Below are 19582 nucleotides of genomic sequence, written 5' to 3' on the forward strand. Positions count from 1 at the left end.
GGCTAGCGGTCGCGCAACTGGTCCATCAACGGCTTCTGCTGGCCACCATCGATCTCGATCATGGTGCCGTTGACGAAGAACGCCAGCGGCGACGCGAGGTAGGTACACAGGTTCGCCACTTCATCGACCTCGGCGATGCGCCCGAGCGGAATGCTGCGCGGGGCGAGCTGGTCCGCCTGCTCGTACGAGAGCTTCATGTCCCGTGCCATCGCCTTGACCAGCCCGTCCCACCGCTCGGTACGTACCGGGCCGGGGTTTACGGCGACGAAACTGATGTTGTTGCGGCCGTACTGGCCGGCCAGCGCCTTGTTCATGTTCTGGCCCGCGGCATTGGCCGCGCCGGGAGCGATCTCCCAGTACGATTCCTTGATGCCGTCATTGCCGATCAGGTTCACGACACGCCCGCCACCCTGCGCGACCATGATCGGCAGCGCGTATCGCAGGCACCGGATGTACCCCATGAACTTCAGCTGCAGCGCCTGCTCCCAGTCGGCCTCGCTGAGCGTTTCGATGACGCCACCGGGCGCCGAACCCGCATTGTTGACCAGGATGTCGATGCGGCCCAGCGCGCGATGCGATTCGCGGATGAACGCTTCGGCGTCAGGGGCGCGCGTGAGGTCTGCGGCGATGGTGAACACCGTCCGTCCGGTCTCGGTGCGTATCTCGTCGGCGGCGACATCGAGCCTGGACTTGTCGCGCGCGCACAGCGCCACGTCGCAGCCTTCCCTGGCCAGCGACAGCGCGATCGCCTTGCCGATCCCCATGCTGGCACCGGTGATCAGGGCTTTCTTCCCGGAAAGTTGCAGGTCCATCGAATTCTCCCGTGTGTTGGTTCGCCGGCACATGGCCGGACTGGATATTGCCAGCACCGACCGCACGACGTGGCCCGGAAACGTGCTGGACCGTCGACCGGCCACCCCGGCGCTGCTGGAGCGAGACTGGATCGAAGTCGCCAACGACATCTCACTTGCAGATAAGGCTATACTCACCTGTAAGAAGAATCAATCCAGAAGACCACCAACATGCCAAGCAAGAAGACGACTACCAGGGCTCGCGCAACCGCGCCCCGCGCCGCGACACCCCGGCCGAAGGCACTGCTGCCGCTCGCACCGGCCAAGCGCATCCGCGGCACCGCCAGTTCGCGCAAGGTGCTGCAGGTACTCACCTCGTTCACGCCCGACCGCCCGATCGTCACCGTCGATGCCATCGCGAAGAGCGTCAAGGTGCCGCTGTCGACCGCCTACCGCTACATCGCGCTGCTGCGCGAGGTCGGCCTGGTCACCGACGACGGCCATGGCGGCTACCACCTGTCCCCGCGCATGGTCGAGCTGGCCCGCGCCTCGCGCGCCGCGTTCAGCTTCATCGACGTCGCGCTTCCGGTGATGGAGAAACTGCGCGACGCATCCGGCGAGACGGTAATCCTCGTGCGCCGCGTGGGCGATGCCGCGATCTGCATCGAGCGCGCCGAATCGGTCCAGCGTGTCAGGCTGTCGTTCGAGGTCGGCGCATCCTTCCCGCTGCACCGCGGTGCGTCGCCCAAGCTGCTGCTGGCCCACATGGTCGACCGCGAACGCGACGAATACCTGGCGCGCGCGCGCAAGATCGATCCCGACCTGCGGCGCCGGCCAGGTCCGTTCGCCGAGGAACTGGCCACCATCGTGCGCCAGGGCTGGTCGGAGAGTTCCGAAGAGATCACGCCCGACATCTGGGCTGCAGCCGCCCCGGTGGCCGAGGGTACGCGGCTGGCCGCGGCGCTTTCGGTGGCCGGGCCGGCATTCCGTCTCACCGAGCGGCAACGCACACGAATCATCGCGCTGACCCGGCGGGCGGCCGACGACATCAGCCAGAAGCTGGCGGCCATCGGACGCTGAGTCGCGCACGGTCCGGGACACGGCCGGGATCCGGACCGACCTCGCTGCGGATCTGACGTAAGCTTGCAAGGTTCGTCGGGCGGTGCAGCCCGGTACGCTGATCACAACAGGGATACAGCAGTCGCGATGAAAGCTGCCGCGTTCGACTACCTTGCCCCACGCAGCCTCGATGAGGCGGTCGAAGCCCTTTCCCGGCACGGCGATGATGCAAGACTGCTGGCCGGTGGCCAGAGCCTCGCGCCGGTGCTCGCGCTGCGGCTGGCCAGCCCGGCGGTCCTGATCGACCTCAACCGGGTCGAAGGGCTCGGAAGACTCGAGATCGAAGCGGATGGCTCGGTGCTGGCCGGCGCGATGGTTCGCAGCCGGACCCTCGAACTCTCGCCGGAGCTGGCCCGCTTGCAACCGCTGATCCATGCGGCGATGCCCTGGGTCGCCCATGTGCAGATCCGCAACCGTGGCACGCTCGGTGGCAGCCTGTCGCATGCCGACCCTTCCGCGGAACTACCGGCGGTCGCCGTGGCCTGCAACGCCACCATGCATATCCAGGGGCCTTCGGGCCGGCGCGAAGTCGCAGCCGGGTCTTTTTTCCGGGGTCTGTTCACCACGGCGCTGGCCAGCGACGAGATACTGGTCGGGATACGTTTTCCGGCCTGCCCCGCCGGACGCCGGCACGGCTTTGCCGAGATCGCGCGGCGCCATGGCGACTATGCGATGCTCGGCGTCGCGCTGAGCGTTGACGTCGATGCGGCCTCGCGTATCAGCGCAGCACGCGTCGTACTGTTCGGTGCAGCAGACCTGCCGATTCGCGCAAGCGCCGTCGAAGCTGCGCTCATTGGCGAGCCGGCTGTGCCGGGCCTGGCCGAACGGGTGGCCCCGCTCGCCGCCGACGGGCTGGAGCCGCGCTCCGACCACCAGGCCAGCGCCGAGTACCGGCGTGAACTCGCGCACGTGCTGGTCCGGCGCACCCTCGCAAAGGCGCTGGCCCCCGGCGCCGTCTCCGGAGCTGACCGATGACGTATTCAATCCGCCTGACGGTCAACGGAAAGCAGTTCGAGCGAGGCGTCGAACCGAGGATGACGCTGGCCGACTTCCTTCGCGAAACGCTCGACCTCACCGGCACGCACCTGGGCTGCGAGCATGGCGTGTGCGGCGCATGTACCGTGCTGGTCGATGGCCGCTCGGTCCGCGGCTGCCTGATGTATGCGGTGCAGGCCGACGGCTCCTCGGTGGTGACGGTCGAGGGTCTGGCCGAGCGCTGCCCGTTGAACGGTCCGGCGGTGCTGCGCGGCGAAACCGGTCTGTCGGTGCTCCAGGAATCGTTCCGCGAACATCATGCTCTGCAGTGCGGCTTCTGCACTGCCGGGCTGCTCACCACCGCGCATGCACTGCTCGAAGAAACGCCCGACCCTACGCCGGACGAGGTTCGCCACGCGATCTCCGGCAACCTGTGCCGCTGCACCGGCTACGTGCCGATCGTCGAGGCGATCCTCGACGCAGCCCGGCGCCTGCGCGAAGGAACGGTGGCTTGAACGCAACGGCCAGCGTGGCGGCGCAACGCGGGGCAGCAGCGGGTGGCCCGCAGGTCGGCCGCGCACTCCCGCGCACCGAGGACGCGCGCTTCCTGACCGGCCGCGCGATCTTCGTCGATGACCTCAAGCGTCCGGGCCAGTTGCACGCCGTCGTGGTGCGCAGCCCGCATGCGCATGCCCGCATCCTTGGCATCGATGCATCGCGTGCACTCGCCCTGCCCGGCGTGGTCGCCGTCTACACATGGGCCGACATCGCCTCGATCGCGCAGCCGATACCGATCCGGCTGGCGCCGCTCGAGGGATTCGAACGCTACCTGCAGTACCCGCTCGCGAACGACCGCGTGCGACATGTCGGCGAACCGGTTGCGCTCGTGGTGGCCGACGACCGCTATGTCGCGGAGGACGCGCTAGACCTCGTCGATGTCGAGTACGACACCGAGCCGCCGGTCACGGACGTGCACCAGGCCGAGGCTGGCGGCACGCTGGTCCATCCGGATGCCGGCAGCAACATCGCCGCCAGGTATACGGTGTCGCGTGGCGATCCGGAGGGCGGCTTCGGTCGCGCGCCCTACCGCCGCCGCGAAACGTTCCGCTGCCACCGTCAGGCCGCGCTGCCGATGGAAACCCGTGGTCTGCTGGCCGAGTTCGACGCCCGGCAGCGCGTGCTGCGCATCTGGGGCGCCGCCAAGGTCACCTTCTTCAACCGCCGCTGGCTGGCGAAGGTCTTCTCGATGGAGGAGTCCGCGGTCGAACTGCTGGAACTGGATGTCGGCGGCAGCTTCGGCGTGCGCGGAGAACTCTATCCTGAAGACTTCCTCGTGCCTTTCGCCGCGCTTTCGCTGGGACGTCCGGTAAAGTGGATCGAGGATCGGCGGGAGCATCTGCTCGCGACCAATCATTCGCGCGAGATCGAATGCACGCTCGAGATCGCCTGCGAAGCAGACGGACGCTTCATCGGGCTGCGCGGACGGGTGCTTGGCGACCTCGGTGCCTACGTACGCACCAACGGCGGCGTGGTGCCGGCGAAGGCCGCCCAGTTCATGCCGGGGCCGTACCGGATGCCCGACTGCGCTTTCGAAGTGCTGGCGCTGATCACCAACAAGACACCGGTCGGCACCTACCGGGGACCGGGCCGGTACGAGGCCAACTTCTTCCGCGAGCGGCTGATCGACCTCGCCGCGGCCGACCTCGGGATCGATCCGGCGCAGATCCGGCGCATCAACCTGATCGGCCCGGACGAGATGCCGTTCCCGAACGGCCAGCTCTGCCCGTACGAGCCCGCCATCGAGTTCGATACCGGCGACTATCCGATGGCCTTCGAGCGTGCCCTCGCCGAGACCGGCTATGGAGACATGCTGAAGGTCGGCAACGTCGCCGATGATGGGCGCCTTCTCGGCGTCGGACTCGCCTGCTTCGTCGAATCCAGCGGTGCCGGGCCTTCGGAGACCGGCCGCATCAAGGCGCGACCCGACGGTGGCATAGACCTGTTCACCGCCTGCTCCGCGTCCGGGCAGGGGCACGAGACGGTGATGGCGCAGATCGTCGCCGACGTGCTGGACCTGCCGATCGAGGCCTTCACCCTGCACCACGGATCGACCACGCTGGTCGAGTTCGGCTATGGCACCTACCACAGCCGTGCGGTCGTCGTGGGCGGCAGCGCGCTGCACCGCGCCGCCGAGAAGCTGGTAGCGCAGGCCCGCGCCTGGTGCGCACAGCACCACGGCATCGAACCGTCGATGATCGACTATCGGGCGGGGCGGTTCCTGCGCCGTGCCGACGCGCCCGCCGCCGGCGGCGAATCCGTGCCACTGCACCCGGGCACCTTCGCCGAGATCGCCACGCTGGCCGACGCCGGCGACACGATGGCGGCCGCAGCGATCGAGGCGGTCGCGCTGTTCGAGGTGAAAAAGCGTACCTATACCTACGGGACCCATGTGGCGCAGGTGGCGGTCGACCCGGAGACGGCCGAAGTCGAGTTGCTGCGCTTCCTGGCGATCGAGGACATCGGACGCGCGGTGAACCCGCTGCTGGTGCACGGGCAGGCGATCGGTGCGGCGGTGCAAGGCATAGGCGCGACCTTCCTCGACGAGCTCGTATACGACGACAGCGGCCAGCTGGTCACCGGAACGCTCGCCGACTACCTGGTCGCAACCGCCACCGGCTTCCCGAATATCGAAGTGATCACACTAGAGGCCCACCCCTCGAAGCTCAATCCGCTGGGCGTCAAGGGTGCGGGCGAAGGCGGTATCGTCGCCACCGGCGCCGCGCTCGGCAATGCGGTGGCGGCTGCACTCGCCGGCCTGGGCGTGAAGATCACCGACCTGCCACTGTCGCCGGAGCGCCTTGCGCGCGCGATGCGCGAGGCGCGCAACAGGGCGGGCACGAACTGAACGCGCGGGCATCGGTGGCTGCGCGTTCGCCGCCCTGCCTGCCGATCCCACCTCCCGCGCACGCGCGGATTTCCACTGCACTGCCAGAGAACTGCCGTCATGCCGATCGATGTCCACGCCCACTACGTCCCGCTCGAGATCCTCGAGCCACTGTCCGCCCGCGCCGCCGACTTCGGCGTGTCGGTGGTCGAGTCCTCGCCGGGTTGCCACTGCCTGCGCTTCGCCCACGGGCTGCAGGTACGCCCGTTCTTCAGCAAGCTGGTCGAGCCGGTGCCCGATCGGCTGGCGAGCATGGACCGCACCGGCATCGACCGGCAGGTGCTGTCGGTATGGACCGACATCTTCGCCTACGCACTGCCCCATGCCCAGGGCACCCGCTGGCACCGGCTGCTGAACGATTCGCTGGCGCGCCTGTGTGCGCGCGAGCCGTCGCGCTTCTCCTGGCTCGCCTCGGGTGCCCTGCCCGATGCGGCGGGTGCCGCGCGCGAACTCGAGCGTGCGGTGCGCGAAGATGGCGCCGTCGGCGGCGTCGTCGCCGCCAACATCGAGGGCACCAACCTCGGAGACATCGACCTCGACGCATACTGGGCCTGCGCGCAGTCGCTCGGCGTGCCGGTGTTCATCCATCCGGCCGCGCCAGCCCCGAACGCGCGCACCACGCGCCACGCGCTGAACCAGATCGTTCAGTACACGTACGACACCACGCTGTGCGTCGGATCGCTGATCGGGTCCGGCGTACTCGACCGCTTCCCGAAGCTGGAACTGATCCTGTCGCATGGCGGCGGTGCGCTGCCCTGGCTCATTGGCCGCTTCGACTGCATGCATGGCCGGATGGACCGGAAGCAGCAGCAGGACGTCGCGGCCATGGCACCTTCGTCGTACTTGACGCGGCTGTCCTACGACACGATCCTCCACGAACCTGCCGCGCTGCGCTACCTCATCGAACGCGTCGGCGCGGATCGCGTGGTACTGGGCAGCGACGATTCGTTCCCGCCCGCCGACCACGACCCGATGGCAACCCTGCGGGCGACCGGGATCGGCGCCCGCGACATCGAACTGATCGCGGATGGCAACCCGCGCCGCCTGTTCCGGTTCTGACCTGCGGCAATCACGGCACGGCACTTCCGCCCGAACTCACCCACACAGGCAGGTACGACGATGGAAATCAAAGGCGAACGAATCATCCCGGCCAAGCGGCCGGTAGTCTGGGCAGCACTCAACGATGCAGGCGTGCTGCAGCGCTCGATCCCCGGCTGCGAGACGATCGACAAGGTGTCAGACACCGAGCTCAATGCGACCCTCACCCTGAAGGTCGGCCCTGTGAAAGCCAGGTTCAAGGGCAACGTGAAGCTGATCGACCTGACGCCGCCCGAGCAGTACACGATCGTCGGCGAGGGCCAGGGCGGTGTCGCCGGCTTCGGCAAGATGAAGGCGACGGTCACCCTGCTGGAAGTCGATGGCGGCACGCGCCTCAACTACGTCGCCGATGCCCAGGTCGGAGGCAAGCTGGCACAGGTCGGCTCGCGGCTGATCGAGGGCACGGCGACCAAGCTCGCACAGGAATTCTTCGACGCGTTCGAGAAGAACGTCGTCGCGACCGGCGGCGCCGATGCCGGCGACGAGACGCCGGTGCCTGCCGCCGCAGCGCCTGCAGCCGAAGCACCAGAGGCCCCGCTGCCGCCGCCGGCGGCGAACCCGGACCCGATCGGCGCGGTACCGAAGTGGGTCTGGGCGGTCGGCGCGGCGGCAGCCCTCGTGATCGCGATGTTCCTGACCAGCATGCGCGGCTGACCGCTCACCCACCCCAACCCGAGGAGCCTGCAATGCCCTACGCGACCGCTGCCGATGGCGTAAAGCTGTACTACGAAGAAGCCGGTTCGGGAACGCCGATCGTGTTCGTGCACGAGTTCGGCGACAACTACCGCAGCTGGGAACAGCAGGTCGGCTTCTTCTCTCGTCGCTACCGCTGCATCGTGTACGCGGCCCGCGGCTATCCGCCGTCGGACATCCCGTCGGACGTCGAGCGTTACTCGCAGCGGCAGGCCTGTGACGACATCGCCGCGGTGATGGACCACCTCGGCCTCGCCAGGGCACATATCGTCGGCATCTCGATGGGTGGCTTCGCTACCCTGCACTTCGGGCTCAACCATCCCGCGCGCGCGCTGTCGCTGACCGCCGCCGCCGCCGGCTACGGGGCGGAGAAGGCCTTCGAGGGCGAGATGCGCGCCCAGGCCGAGGTCGCCGCGGGCAAGTTCGAATCGATGGGTCCCGCGAAATTCGCCGAGATCTACGGCGAGGCGGCCGCGCGCGTGCAGTTCCAGAACAAGGATCCGCGCGGCTGGCGTGCCTTCATCGAGCGCCTGAAACAGCACTCGCAGGTCGGCGCGGCAGCAACGATGCGCGGCGTGCAGGCGCGCAGGCCATCGCTCTACGACCTCGAAGACAACCTGCGCAACATGCAGGTGCCTGCACTGCTGATCGTCGGCGACGAAGACGATCACTGCATCCAGCCGGGCATCTTCCTCAAGCGCATCCTGCCGGCGTGCGGCCTGGTCGTGCTGCCCAAGACCGGCCATGCGGTGAACCTCGAGGAGCCAGCGCTGTTCAACCAGTTCGTCGCCGAGTTCCTGGCGCAGGTCGAGAACAACGCCTGGAAGGTACGCGACCCTCGCGCGATCCCGGGCGCACTGCTCAAGACCTGATGCCGCGCGGCCTGCGGCTGTCTTCCGCAGGCCGTGCGACCGATCACTGGCCCTTGATGCCGGTGCTCGCGATCACCTCGCGCCAGCGCTGCAGGTCGACCTTCATGAATGCCTGGAACTCGTCCGGACCCATGCCGACCGGCTCCAGGCCCTGCGCGGCCAACTGCTGCTTGAGTTCAGCGGTCTCCATCGCGCCGAGCATGATCCGGTGCACGCGGTCGATGATCGGCCGCGGCGTACCGGCTGGCGCCATGATGCCGAACCATGCGGTGAAATCGAAGCCCGGGAGCATCGATTCGGCGACCGTCGGTACCGACGGCAGGCTCGGGACGCGCCTGATCGAGGTCACCGCGACCGGGCGGATCTTCCCGCTGTCTATGTAGGGCCGAAGCGCCGGTATCGCGTAGATCATCACCGGAAGGTGTCCGCCGACGAAATCGGCGATCGCCTGCCCCTGCGCCTTGTACGGGACGTGGGTCATCGTGACGCCGGCCCGGGCGAACAGGAATTCGCCCGACAGGTGGGTGGTCGTGCCGGTGCCGGAACTGGTGTAGTTCATCGTCGGATCGCGCCGGGCGAGCGCGACCAGGTCCTTTACCGTCTTCACCGGCAGCGACGAATGCACCGCGATGAGCCCGGGGGCGTTCGTGATCAGCGTGATCGCCTGGAAATCGCGCACCGGGTCATACGGCACGTTGGCCATCATCAGGGTGCCGGTACCATGGCTCGCAACCGTGCCGAGCACCAGGGTATGGCCGTCCGGCGCAGCGCGTGCCGCCTCGGCACCACCGATGGTGCCTGCCGCGCCCGGACGGTTGTCGACGGCGACTCCCTGGCCGAGTTCCTTCGACAACTGGGCCCCCATCAGCCGCGCGATGATGTCGGCAGTGGAGCCGGCACCGAACGGGACGATCAGCCGGATCGGACGCACCGGCCAGGCCTGCGCCAGGGCATCGGCGGAGGCCGCACCGAGCAGGACCGTCGAGCCAGCCAGGGCAAGCGCGATGGCGACACGGAGGGAGCCGCGTCTCGAGGAAAGACTGGATGGCATTGCTTGCTCCAGGGGAAGGCGGTCCGTATCGCGGGGATGGCGGCGGTACGGCCCGGCGTGACGAATATCGGAGAACGACTCAGCGCGGCGGTTCGTAAAGCTCGACCTTGGTGCCGTCCGGATCGGCGACATAGATCGTACGTCCGTAGATGCCGTCGTGCACGTCCTGGAAGAAATGCACCCCGGCGGCACGAAGGCGCGTGGCCAGGCCTTCTACGTCGTGCACCGTATAGGCCATGTGGTCGATCTGCAGCGGCTTGCCGGGGCCCCCGGTGGTCAGCGCCAGCCCCTGGAGGAACGGCACGAACGGCCGGCCGTCGGCGAGCGGCCTGGCCGGACGGATGGTGAAACCGAGCAGGTCTACATAGAAGTGCTTCGAGGCCTCGATGTCGGCGACCTGCATCAGCAGGTGCGCGAAGCCGAGGGTACGCGGCGTCTCGTCGGTTGCCATCAGTGGGTGTCCGGCTCGTTCTCGATGCCGAGCTTGCCGGCACGACCCCAGCTGTCCTTGGGCACGTCCTGGATGATCACGTGCAGGTGGTCGGGCTTGCACGCGGCATGCACGACCATGGCCTCGGTGATGGCCGCCACAAGCTTGCGCTTCTGTTCGGTGCTGCGGCCGGTCCACATCTGTACAGTGACTACTGGCATCTGAACTCCTCGGATTGGGTATCGGATCGGGTATCGGAGGCGGACTCAGGCGTCCGCGCGAAGGATCTTCTCGATGCGCGGCCGGACACCCGACCACTGGCTGGCACCGACGGTGACCGGTGCCCGGCTACCCAGCCCGCGTGCCCAGACGGCTTTCAGGCCGAGTTCCTTCGCGGCCTCGAAGTCGACGCCGCCAGGCGGCGCTGCGAGGTCGGCGACCAGTGCATGCCTGGGCAGCCGTTCCAGCACGTCGCGCCCGACCACGCGCGACGGCACGGTCGAGAAGACCATGTCGAGGCCGGGCGCGAGCGCAGGCAGATCTTCCAGCATGTGTACCTGCGCACCGGCCGCATAGGCCGCGGCCCGCTGCACAGGATTGCGCGCGGCGACGTGGGTGACCGCACCCAGCGCGACCATGTAGCGCGCGAGCAGGAAGCCGATGGATCCCTGCCCCACGACCGCGACGTTCGCCTTGTGGATGGTGATCGAGGTGTTCTCGATCACCACCTTGAGGAGCCCTTCGATGATCGCAGGGCCGCGCAGCAGCATCAGGTCCTGGTCCCACTCGTATTCGTGCAGCGTGATACCGAGCGCGTCGCAATGCGCCTGCAGCTTCGGATCAGCCCAGCCGAGGATGACATGGGCCGGCTGCGCCATCGCCGCGAGCATGGTCCGGTCGGGGATGATCGGCTCGGGCGCGGCGGGGGCGAACAGGGCACCGGTGGGCGCGATGCCGGGGATCGGAAACAGCGCGAAACGCGCACCGGCGAGCGCCTCCGCCGCGCTGGCGGCGCGGGTCACGCCTTCGATGCCAGCATCGGGCCACGGAAAACCGAATGCACGCACGGTCGCCCCCGTCGTCGCCGCCAGGCGGGCGATCTCCTGCTCGCGGCGGTCACCGCCGACGACTGCGATCGCGCAGCGCTTCCAGTCGATGTCGGCCATGCCGTCCGCATGGACGCCGGCCCCCGTATCCGCCACGATGCCCGTGCCTGTCCCTGTCCCTGTCCCTGTCCCTGTCCCTGTCCCTGTCGCCGTCACTGCTCCGGCCGCCTGCTTCATCCTGCTTCCTTCATGGAGTGATCACCCGGAATCGACAGCGTGAAGTGTGATCACAGCAGGCGAGCCGGTCAAGGTCCTCAAGGTGCTCAAGGACCCGCATCCCGGCGCGCACGCTGCATGCGCAACGGCCGGCATGCACAGCGTGCCAGCCCGCATCCTTGACACACCGTCGGCTGCTGAGCATAGTGAAAGCCATGGATGCACTGACCCGCGCCGCGCGCGAATCAACCGATTTCCCCTCGATACAGGCCCTGCACGCCGGTAACGGCGCCGGGCGCGGCGGCACAAGGGTCCGCGCAGGCAACGACGCCGGGCGCCAGCGCGGCGAACTCCAGTTGCAGGTGGCGCGGCTGCTGCGCGTCGCGCTGATGACCGGGCAGTTCGTACCCGGCCAGACGCTGTCCCTGCGTCAACTGGCGCACAAGCTCGGGACCAGCCCGATGCCGGTGCGCGGCGTGCTGGGCCAGATGATCGCCTCCGGCGTGCTCGAAACACAGCCGAACGGCTCGGTGGCCGTCGCACGCATGACGAGAGCCAGGTTTACCGAGCTCACCCGTGTACGCAAGGCGCTCGAAGGCATGGCAGCCGAGATGGCCTGCCGCAATGCCACCCCGAAACTGGTCGCCGCACTCGAGAAGATCAATGCTCGCCTGCATCGCGCCATCGCGAGCCGCGACATTCTCGCCTGCCTGCGGCTGAACCAGGCGTTCCACTTCACCCTGTATTCCGCCTCGGCCTCCGAGATCCTGCCCAGCCTGATCGAATCGCTCTGGCTGCGCGCAGGCCCGTTCATGTACTTTTCGCTGACCGCGCCTGCCACCCCCTGGGATGCCACGGGGCACCAGACCGTGATCGACTGCCTGCGCAAGGGCAATGCGCGAGGCACCCGGGTAGCCATCGAACGCGACATCGCTGGCTCGGCCACCTACCTGCTCAAGCACGCCGGCGCATTGCGCAACGAGATCGGCACCGGAGCTGACCCTGCCGCAGGCGGCAGGAACCCGCTCCCTCGCAAGCGCGCGGCGCGGCGCTGACTGGCCGGCAGGCGGTGTCGATGCGCAAGCTCGTCGGCCAGCCGCTGCGGCGGCGGGAAGACCTGCGCCTGCTGACCGGGCAGGGCCGGTTCGTCGACGATTTCAAGTGCGCCGGCCTGCACCATGCGGTGGTGGTGCGCAGCCCGGTGGCAGCCGGCCGCATCCGCAGCATGGACAAGTCTGCCGCGCTGGCCGCGCCTGGCGTGGTGGCCGTGCTCGACGCTGCGGACTTCTCCGCCTGCACCCGGCCGATCCCGCTGCGGGGAGGCATCCTGCCCGGGCTGCTCGACTACCTGCAACCGGTGATCGCACGCGACCGCGTCTGCTATGTCGGCGAGCCGGTCGCACTGGTGGTTGCCACGTCGAGGGCACTGGCGGAAGACGCGGCCGAAATGCTGTATCCCGACATCGAGGCGACCGAGCCGATCGTCACCTTCGACGCGGCGCGCGCGGGACGCATCCTCGTGCACCCGGCTTCAGGCCGAAACGTGGCCGAACGCTGGCAGAGCCGGCGCGGCGACGCCGCGGCGGCCTTCGCGCGCGCCGCCTACACGCGGCGTGAATCCTTCAGGTGCCATCGCCATTCCTCGGTGCCGCTCGAGACGCGCGGCCTGGTCGCGCGCTGGGACGCTGCGCGCGCGCACCTCGAGGTACTCGGCGCCGCGAAGGTGCCGCACTTCAACCGCGACGTGCTGGCCGGCATGCTCGGGCTCGAGCCGTCGCAGGTCGACCTCGTCGAGCTCGACGTCGGCGGCAGCTTCGGCGCGCGCGGCGAGTTCTACCCCGAAGACCTGCTCATTCCGGCTGCGGCCCGGATCACCGGGCTGCCGATCAAGTGGATCGAGGACCGACGCGAGAACCTGCTGGCGATGAACCACGCACGCGAGATGGAATGCGAGCTAGAGATCGCGGCAGATGCCGATGGCCGCATCCTCGGCCTGCGCGGCCGGCTGGTCGCCGACATGGGCGCCTATGTGCGCACCACCGGCGTGATCGCGGCCGCCAAGGCCGGCAACTTCCTGCCGGGTCCGTACGACATCCCCGACTACGCCTGCGACATCGAGGCAGTGGTCACCAACCGCACACCAACGGGTACCTACCGCGGCCCGGGTCGCTACGAGGCGAACTTCTTCCGCGAGCGCCTGATCGACCTGATGGCGCACGACCTGGGCATCGATGCCGCCGAAGTACGCCGACGCAACCTGGTGCGCCGCGAACAGATGCCCTACCCGATCGGAAGCCTGGTGCCCTACGAAGGTCCGGCCAGCTACGACAGCGGCGACTATCCGGCCGCGCTGGCGCGTGCGCTCGACGAGATCGGCCATGCCGCGCTGGCAGCGCAGCGCGGCCGGCTGGTTGATGGCCGCTACCACGGCATCGGCATCGGCTGCTTCGTCGACAGCACCGGCCCCGGCCCGGCCGAGTACGCCCGCATCCGGGTGCGCAGGCCGGATGCGATCGACGTGTTCACCGGCTGTTCCTCGAGCGGCCAGGGCCACCAGACGACCTTCGCGCAGATCGCAGCGGACGTACTCGGCCTGCCGTTCGAAGCCGTACAGGTGCAGGCCTGCTCGACGCTCGGCACGAAGCGCGGTGGCGGCACCTTCCATGGCCGGGGTATCGTGATGGGCGGCAATGCAGTGCGCACCGCGGCCGAGGCGTTGCGCAGCGCATGGATCGCGCTGGCCGCCGCGCGCAGCGGCCTGGCGGCCGCCACGCTGGCATGCGAGGGCGGCGTGGTGCGCGCGACCGGCCCGGACGGCAGCGCCGGACCGGTGCTGCTCGACCTGCCGATGCTTTGCAGCGAAGCCGCGGCTGGCGACCCATCGGCCCTGTCGGCCCTGGAAGCGGACATGGTGTACGAGAGTCGCGGCTGCACCTTCGAATACGGTACCCAGGTCGCGCATGTGGCGGTCGATGTCGAGACCGCACAGATCGAAGTACTGCGCCTGCTGACCGTCGAGGACTGCGGCAATCCCGTCAACCCGATGATCGTGCATGGCCAGGTGATCGGCGCATCGGTGCAGGGCCTTTCAGGCACCCTGCTCGAAGAGTTCGTCTACGACCGCGACGGCCAGATGCTGTCGGGCACCTTCGCCGACTACCTGATAGCCACCGCCACCGAGTTTCCGCGCGTCGATGCGATCAGCGTGAACCTCGCTCCCTCGTCGCACAACGCCCTCGGCCTTAAAGGCGTCGGCGAAGGCGGCACCGAGGGCGTCGGCGCGGCAGTCGCCAACGCGGTAGCCGACGCGCTGCGCGACTTCGACCTGGCACTGACCGAGTTGCCGCTCAGCCCCGACCGGCTGGCGCGTGCACTGCGAGAAAGTCGACGATCGCGCGGTTGAACAACGCGGGCTGTTCGACGTTCGACAGGTGCGATGCGTCCGGGATGATCACGAGCTGCGAGCCGGGCAGGTTGCGGTGGATCTCGCGCGCCATCTCCGGCGGCGTCCCGTGGTCCTGGTCGCCGACCATCACCAGCACCGGGCAGGTGATCTCATGCAGGCGATGCGCGAGGTCGACCCGCGCGATGGCCGCGCAGCAGCCGGCGAAGCCGTCCGGGGGCGTGGCCAGGATGTCGGCTCCGATACGGGCCATCACGTCGGGCCGGGCAGCCCGGAACGGGGCGGTAAACCAGCGTGCCAGCGTGCTCTCGAGCAGCGCCTGCATACCCTGCGTCTGCGCGATGTGGATGCGTTCGCCCCACATCTCGAGTGCATTGGGCGGACGCTTGCTGGTCGTGTCGGCGAGCACGAGGCTCTCGAACACGCCCGGGTGAGCGAGCGCATAGGTCTCGCCGATCATGCCGCCCATCGACAGGCCGATCCAGTGCGTGCGCCGGATTCCGAGATGCGCGAACAGGCCGTGCACATCCTCGGCGAGCTCATCGAGCGTGTACGGACCGGGCGGCGCGCTCGACTGGCCATGGCCGCGGGTATCGAAGCGCAGCACTCGAAAGCGTGCCGCCAGCATGTCCATCTGGTCGTCCCACATCGTGACGTTGCAGCCGAGCGAATGCGACAGCGTGAGCCATGGGCCGGTGCCGCCGGTCCGGTCGTCGATGACGTAGTGAATGTCGATGCCGTTGGTTCGAACCTTCATCGTGCGCTCCTGACGTAAGATGGAATGATCTCACGGGGGATGAAGGAGAAAGAAGATGGCATACGATCCGCACGTCCGGCCAGCCGAACGCCTGCCGCGCATACCGCAGGAACAGTGGAGCGACGATCAGCGCAAGGTCGCAGCGGATATCGCTGCGGGCCCCCGCGGAGAACTGCGCGGGCCTTTCATCGCGCTGCTGCGCAGCCCCGGTGTCGCCGGCCCGATGCAGGAACTCGGCGAGTACCTGCGCTACCGCTCGCCGCTCGACCGCCGGCTGGCCGAGATGGCCACGCTGATGGCCGCGCGCCACTGGACGCAGCAGTACGAGTGGAACTCGCACTACCAGCATGCGATGAAGGCCGGGCTGTCGCCGGACCTCGCGCAGGCGATCGCAGAAGGCCGTCGACCGCCGTCGATGGCGAAGGACGAGACCCTGCTCTACGACATGCTGACCGAGGCGCTGCAGAACAAGTGCGTGAGCGACGTCACCTACGACGCAGCGAAGGCGTTCTTCGGCGAACAGCAGTTGATCGACCTGGTCATCATCGCCGGCTACTACGCGATGCTGGCCATGCTGTTGAATGTCGCGCGCGCAGCGCTGCCGGAGGGACGGCAGCCCCAGTTGCCGCCGTTCCCGTACTGATCGCACGAACCGGGCAGCCGTCCTGCAGGGACGGCAAGCCCGGCCGCTCGGCTCAGCTCACGAGCTGCAGCGTATCGGTGTTCGCGTAGTCGGACAGCAGCTCGCAGCCGTCCGCGGTGACGCGGATCATGTCCTTCAGCTGCATGCCGTAGCCATGGCCGGTGCGGTAGCACAGCGGCTCGATGCTGAACACCATGTCGGCCTCGATCACCTGGTCGGTGTCCCGCCCGATGATCGGGTTATTGCCGAGGTAGGGCTCTTCATGCAGGTGGAGGCCGATGCCGTGGCCGACGAAAGAAATCGGCGCGAGGTCCAGCTCGGTGAGCTTGCGGATGAACGCGCCGTAGACTTCGCGGCAGCTAACTCCGGGCCTGATCATGTCGAGCAGCTGGTACTTGCATTCGACCAGGTGCTTCCAGATGCGTTCGGCGTGCGGCGGCGCCTCGCCGACCACCGCGGTGCGGCACACCCCGGCCTGGTAGCCGCCGATCACCGAGAAGATCTCGACCCGGCAGACATCGCGAGCCACCAGCCTGCGCTCGGTCGGACCGACGTTGGGCAACTGGCTGCGCTCGCCGGTGGCGACGATCATCAGCTTGAACTGCTCTGCACCCAGCGCATAGATGTTGCGCGTGAGCGCTGCGGCGATGTCCATCTCGCTGTCGCCAGGATGCACCGAGGACAATGCATCGGTGATCGCCTGGTCGGCGATGCGCGACAGGCGGCGCATCAGCGCGATCTCGTCGGCCGTCTTCGACTGGCGCAGCAGCGCGAGCATCGCTTCGCAGGGTTCGAAGCGGGCGCCCGGCATCGCACGCACCAGCGCGGCGAAGTCCCCGGCCGGCAGGTAGTCCATCTCGATGCCGACCTTGCCCGAAGCGAGGCCGAACTCGCCCAGCGACTGCGACAGCGCCTGCATCGGCGAATCGGTGAACTCGGCCCAGATCCGCACCGGCATGTCGGGCGCACGATTGCGCACCGTCGTCTCTTCCATGTCGACGGCGACGAGCGCGTTGCGACCGTCGGCCGTCACGATGCTCATCGCATGCCGGTGGCGCATCAGCGGCTGCGACGGCACCACGAAACCGTTCAGCCAGCCGAAGTTCTCCGGCGACACGGTGACCACGGCGTCCAGCCCGGCCGTCTTCATTGCGGCGACCAGCCGCTCGACGATTTCAGCTCTCAAGTTCTGTCCTCAACGTTCTCTATTCACGGACGAGGTATTTCTCGACCTTGGCCAGGTCGACGTCGATGCCCATGCCCACGCCGGTCGGCACCTCGATGGCACCGTCGACAAGGCGCATCGGCTCGGCCAGCAGGTCGTCCTTGTAGTAGATGCCGCCGACCTGGCCATGCTGCGCCTCGGCCGGGGTGGACACCGGCACCACGCACGACAGCGTGACCGCCGGAGCGGCGGCGGCCAGGTGGATGTTGGCGAGGTTGCCCACGCCGGTCTCGACCGAGCCGTTGACGTTGCAGAGGATACCTGCCGCGCGGCAGACCGCAGAGACCTCCATCGCGCGATAAAGCCCGCCCGGCTTGGTGGTGTAGATCGAGACGATCTGCACCGCACCCTGCGCGATGATCTGCACGACATCGTGCGCGTTCCAGGCGCTCTCGTCGGCCATCACCGGCGTGTCGATCGCGCGGGCGACCTGGGAGATGCGCTCGATGCCCATCACCGGCTGCTCGGCGTACTTGAGCCCGTAGGCCTCCATCGCGCGCAGCGTGCGGATCGCCTCGCCCGGGGACGCATAACCCTCGTTTGCATCGACGCACAGTTCGACGTCGGGCCCGACCGCCGCGCGGATGACCCGGACGATCTCGATGTCGCGCTTCGGGTCGACGCCGACCTTGATCTTGATGGTGCGGATGCCTTCCTCGGCGACCTTCGCGACTTCGCGCTCCGCCTCCTCGATGCCGATCAGGCCGATCGAGTGGGTAACCGGGACGCGCATGCGCGAAGCGCCCCCGAGCAGCGCATGAACGGGCACCCCGAGCCGGCGCGCGGCCAGGTCGTATGCCGCGAACTCGACAGAGGCCTTGGCGTATGGATACCCCTTCACCACGGCATCCATCCGCTGGTGCAGGGCCGCGAAGTTGCCCGGATCCATGCCCTTCACCGCCGGCGCCAGGTAGCGATCGATCACCAGCGCGACGATCGAAGACGACTCGCCGAAGTAGCGGCCGAACTCGCCCCCCCAGTCCTTCAGTGCGGGAGCCTCGCCCCAGCCAACGGCACCGTCCTCGTCGGTCATGCGGGTAAGGACGTAGCGCCCGATCGGTTCAGTCAGCCCCGTCCATTTGTGCTCGCGCCGCGTCGGCAACTGCACGAGCATGGTTTCCACCGATACGATCCTGCTCATCCCCGCCCCTGCATGTCTCTGCCATGGCTGCCCGGCTGCCCGATACATGGCCTCCGATGCAGCCTGTGTGATCAAGAAGGTTGACCGTGATCACAGCAGGTGTCAAGCCGACGCGGTGCCCGCCCGCTTCACTCGGGCTGGATGCCCGCCTTGCGGATCAGCTTGCCGAACTCGACCAGTTCGTTGCGGATGGTGGCGGCGTACTGCTCCGGCGTGTCGCCGATGGTCTCGTAGCCGAGCGAGTCGAAGCGCGCGCGGATCTCTGGCGTCTTCAGCGTGTTGATGACCGCCCCGTGCAGTCGGGTGACGATCTCCTTCGGCAGGTTGGCCGGCCCCATCAGACCGAAGCGCCCTTCCAGCGGCGTGATCTTGAAGCCCGACTCGATCACCGTGGGTACGTCCGGCACGGCCGCGACGCGCTTCGCGCCGAATCCGGCCAGCATGCGCAGGCGTCCGTCTTTCGCCATGCTGATCACCGGCCCCAGGTCGGCGATCATCATGTCGATCTCGCCCGCGACCACCCCGGCCAGCGCCGGGCCGGTTCCCTTGTAGGGGACGTGCAGCAGCGCCAGGCCGGTCGCGGCTGCAAGCAGTTCGCCGCCGATGTGGGAGGTGGCACCAGGGCCGGACGAGCCGTAGCTCAGGAACGACTTCTTGCCCTTGCCCAGGCGCTGCAGGTCAGCCAGGGTCTTGGCCGGCACGCGCGGATTGATCGCCACGACGTACGGGGTGGTGACGATCGAGGAGATCGGCGTGAAGTCCTTCACCGGGTCGTAGGCGAGCCTCTTGTACAGGTGCGGCGCGAACACGAAGCTGCTCTGGCTGCCGTAGGTCAGCGTGTAGCCGTCCGGCGCGGCCCGGGCAACGATCTCGGAGCCGATCGTGCCGCCGGCGCCGCCACGGTTCTCGAGCAGGATCGGCTGGCCGAGCAGTTCGCTCAGCCTGGGGCTGACCCCGCGCGCGACGATGTCCGCGGGGCCACCCGGGGCGAACGAGACGATCATCCGGATGGGCTTGTTCGGGTAGTTGCTCGCGGATTGTGCATTCGCTGCGCCCGGCGCCCCGAAAAGGAGCACAGACGCGCACGCGGCAACGGCAGGGGCCGACTGACGGAAGGACAGTTGCAGCGTCTGGCGATAAGGGGCAACGGAAGGGGCAACGAGTTTCGAAGGCATGCT

At 68.2% G+C, this 19582-nt stretch carries 19 protein-coding genes; 10 read left to right on the forward strand and 9 right to left on the reverse strand.

Features of this window, described 5'->3' with window-relative positions:
• Window positions 1–2: 2 nt before the first annotated feature.
• The gene (locus ING98_07600; protein MCA3101721.1) at window positions 3–812 is read right to left on the reverse strand and encodes an SDR family oxidoreductase; all 810 of its coding nucleotides are present in this window, start codon (window positions 810–812) and stop codon (window positions 3–5) included.
• Window positions 813–1022: 210 nt separating this feature from the next.
• Between ING98_07600 and ING98_07605 the strand changes: the two genes are divergently transcribed.
• The 7 genes from ING98_07605 (at window position 1023) to ING98_07635 (ending at window position 8492) form a co-directional block, all read left to right on the forward strand.
• Entirely contained in the window at window positions 1023–1871 is an 849-nt protein-coding gene (locus ING98_07605) for an IclR family transcriptional regulator (GenBank protein ID MCA3101722.1), read from the forward strand.
• A 126-nt stretch (window positions 1872–1997) separates the two neighbouring features.
• A complete protein-coding gene (locus tag ING98_07610; GenBank protein ID MCA3101723.1) occupies window positions 1998–2885 on the forward strand; it encodes a xanthine dehydrogenase family protein subunit M in 888 nt (295 codons plus the stop codon).
• Complete coding sequence (locus ING98_07615) at window positions 2882–3400, forward strand: (2Fe-2S)-binding protein (protein MCA3101724.1); 519 nt, start codon at window positions 2882–2884, stop codon at window positions 3398–3400. The genes ING98_07610 and ING98_07615 overlap by 4 nt, the downstream gene beginning before the upstream one ends.
• Window positions 3397–5790, forward strand: coding sequence for a xanthine dehydrogenase family protein molybdopterin-binding subunit (locus tag ING98_07620; protein ID MCA3101725.1), 2394 nt, complete (start codon window positions 3397–3399; stop codon window positions 5788–5790). The genes ING98_07615 and ING98_07620 overlap by 4 nt, the downstream gene beginning before the upstream one ends.
• A 99-nt stretch (window positions 5791–5889) precedes the next feature.
• Window positions 5890–6888 carry an amidohydrolase gene (locus ING98_07625; GenBank protein MCA3101726.1) on the forward strand — a complete coding sequence of 333 codons (999 nt, stop codon included), beginning with the start codon at window positions 5890–5892 and terminating at the stop codon, window positions 6886–6888.
• Window positions 6889–6948: 60 nt separating this feature from the next.
• A complete protein-coding gene (locus ING98_07630) occupies window positions 6949–7581 on the forward strand; it encodes a carbon monoxide dehydrogenase subunit G (protein MCA3101727.1) in 633 nt (210 codons plus the stop codon).
• Between the two features lie 32 nt (window positions 7582–7613).
• On the forward strand, window positions 7614–8492 hold the full coding sequence (locus tag ING98_07635) for an alpha/beta hydrolase (protein ID MCA3101728.1): 879 nt from the start codon (window positions 7614–7616) through the stop codon (window positions 8490–8492).
• Window positions 8493–8535: 43 nt separating this feature from the next.
• Here the strand turns inward: ING98_07635 and ING98_07640 are convergent, their stop codons facing one another.
• The 4 genes from ING98_07640 to ING98_07655 form a co-directional block, all read right to left on the reverse strand.
• Complete coding sequence (locus tag ING98_07640; GenBank protein ID MCA3101729.1) at window positions 8536–9543, reverse strand: tripartite tricarboxylate transporter substrate binding protein; 1008 nt, start codon at window positions 9541–9543, stop codon at window positions 8536–8538.
• Between the two features lie 79 nt (window positions 9544–9622).
• Window positions 9623–9994 (reverse strand): VOC family protein, encoded by a 372-nt coding sequence (locus ING98_07645; protein ID MCA3101730.1) that lies wholly within the window; start codon window positions 9992–9994, stop codon window positions 9623–9625.
• Window positions 9994–10194, reverse strand: coding sequence for a tautomerase family protein (locus tag ING98_07650; protein ID MCA3101731.1), 201 nt, complete (start codon window positions 10192–10194; stop codon window positions 9994–9996). Before ING98_07650 ends, ING98_07645 begins: the two co-directional genes overlap by 1 nt.
• A gap of 45 nt (window positions 10195–10239) precedes the next feature.
• On the reverse strand, window positions 10240–11139 hold the full coding sequence (locus ING98_07655; protein ID MCA3101732.1) for a serine carboxypeptidase: 900 nt from the start codon (window positions 11137–11139) through the stop codon (window positions 10240–10242).
• Window positions 11140–11450: 311 nt separating this feature from the next.
• On the opposite strand from ING98_07655, the gene ING98_07660 reads away from it, so the two are divergent.
• Together ING98_07660 and ING98_07665 are read left to right on the forward strand one after the other, a co-directional pair.
• Window positions 11451–12290: a GntR family transcriptional regulator gene (locus tag ING98_07660; GenBank protein ID MCA3101733.1), complete on the forward strand. Its 840-nt coding sequence runs from the start codon at window positions 11451–11453 to the stop codon at window positions 12288–12290.
• A 20-nt stretch (window positions 12291–12310) separates the two neighbouring features.
• Window positions 12311–14638, forward strand: a complete 2328-nt coding sequence (locus tag ING98_07665) for a xanthine dehydrogenase family protein (protein MCA3101734.1) — start codon at window positions 12311–12313, stop codon at window positions 14636–14638.
• Here the strand turns inward: ING98_07665 and pcaD are convergent.
• Entirely contained in the window at window positions 14583–15395 is an 813-nt protein-coding gene (pcaD, locus tag ING98_07670; GenBank protein MCA3101735.1) for a 3-oxoadipate enol-lactonase, read from the reverse strand. The genes ING98_07665 and pcaD overlap by 56 nt on opposite strands.
• 55 nt (window positions 15396–15450) lie before the next feature.
• On the opposite strand from pcaD, the gene ING98_07675 reads away from it, so the two are divergent.
• Window positions 15451–16038: a carboxymuconolactone decarboxylase family protein gene (locus ING98_07675; protein ID MCA3101736.1), complete on the forward strand. Its 588-nt coding sequence runs from the start codon at window positions 15451–15453 to the stop codon at window positions 16036–16038.
• Between the two features lie 52 nt (window positions 16039–16090).
• On the opposite strand, the gene ING98_07680 is transcribed toward ING98_07675, so the two are convergent.
• From ING98_07680 to ING98_07690, 3 genes are all read right to left on the reverse strand, one after another.
• Window positions 16091–17224, reverse strand: a complete 1134-nt coding sequence (locus ING98_07680; protein MCA3101737.1) for an aminopeptidase P family protein — start codon at window positions 17222–17224, stop codon at window positions 16091–16093.
• Window positions 17225–17243: 19 nt separating this feature from the next.
• Window positions 17244–18404: a mandelate racemase gene (locus ING98_07685; protein ID MCA3101738.1), complete on the reverse strand. Its 1161-nt coding sequence runs from the start codon at window positions 18402–18404 to the stop codon at window positions 17244–17246.
• Between the two features lie 128 nt (window positions 18405–18532).
• Entirely contained in the window at window positions 18533–19579 is a 1047-nt protein-coding gene (locus ING98_07690) for a tripartite tricarboxylate transporter substrate binding protein (GenBank protein MCA3101739.1), read from the reverse strand.
• Between the last annotated feature and the right edge of the window lie 3 nt (window positions 19580–19582).

It is taken from the genome of Rhodocyclaceae bacterium, assembly GCA_020248265.1.
Classification (GTDB): domain Bacteria; phylum Pseudomonadota; class Gammaproteobacteria; order Burkholderiales; family CAIKXV01; genus CAIKXV01.

Bases quoted from the DNA above. Each gene is read 5' to 3' on its own strand.
- ING98_07625 (MCA3101726.1), top strand. From the start codon at position 5,890: ATGCCGATCGATGTCCACGCCCACTACGTCCCGCTCGAGATCCTCGAG.
- ING98_07690 (MCA3101739.1), bottom strand. From the start codon at position 19,579: ATGCCTTCGAAACTCGTTGCCCCTTCCGTTGCCCCTTATCGCCAGACG.
- ING98_07665 (MCA3101734.1), top strand. From the start codon at position 12,311: ATGCGCAAGCTCGTCGGCCAGCCGCTGCGGCGGCGGGAAGACCTGCGC.
- ING98_07605 (MCA3101722.1), top strand. From the start codon at position 1,023: ATGCCAAGCAAGAAGACGACTACCAGGGCTCGCGCAACCGCGCCCCGC.
- ING98_07650 (MCA3101731.1), bottom strand. From the start codon at position 10,194: ATGCCAGTAGTCACTGTACAGATGTGGACCGGCCGCAGCACCGAACAG.
- ING98_07660 (MCA3101733.1), top strand. From the start codon at position 11,451: ATGGATGCACTGACCCGCGCCGCGCGCGAATCAACCGATTTCCCCTCG.
- ING98_07675 (MCA3101736.1), top strand. From the start codon at position 15,451: ATGGCATACGATCCGCACGTCCGGCCAGCCGAACGCCTGCCGCGCATA.
- ING98_07685 (MCA3101738.1), bottom strand. From the start codon at position 18,404: ATGAGCAGGATCGTATCGGTGGAAACCATGCTCGTGCAGTTGCCGACG.
- ING98_07615 (MCA3101724.1), top strand. From the start codon at position 2,882: ATGACGTATTCAATCCGCCTGACGGTCAACGGAAAGCAGTTCGAGCGA.
- ING98_07645 (MCA3101730.1), bottom strand. From the start codon at position 9,994: ATGGCAACCGACGAGACGCCGCGTACCCTCGGCTTCGCGCACCTGCTG.
- ING98_07635 (MCA3101728.1), top strand. From the start codon at position 7,614: ATGCCCTACGCGACCGCTGCCGATGGCGTAAAGCTGTACTACGAAGAA.
- pcaD (MCA3101735.1), bottom strand. From the start codon at position 15,395: ATGAAGGTTCGAACCAACGGCATCGACATTCACTACGTCATCGACGAC.
- ING98_07655 (MCA3101732.1), bottom strand. From the start codon at position 11,139: ATGGCCGACATCGACTGGAAGCGCTGCGCGATCGCAGTCGTCGGCGGT.
- ING98_07640 (MCA3101729.1), bottom strand. From the start codon at position 9,543: ATGCCATCCAGTCTTTCCTCGAGACGCGGCTCCCTCCGTGTCGCCATC.
- ING98_07600 (MCA3101721.1), bottom strand. From the start codon at position 812: ATGGACCTGCAACTTTCCGGGAAGAAAGCCCTGATCACCGGTGCCAGC.
- ING98_07630 (MCA3101727.1), top strand. From the start codon at position 6,949: ATGGAAATCAAAGGCGAACGAATCATCCCGGCCAAGCGGCCGGTAGTC.
- ING98_07610 (MCA3101723.1), top strand. From the start codon at position 1,998: ATGAAAGCTGCCGCGTTCGACTACCTTGCCCCACGCAGCCTCGATGAG.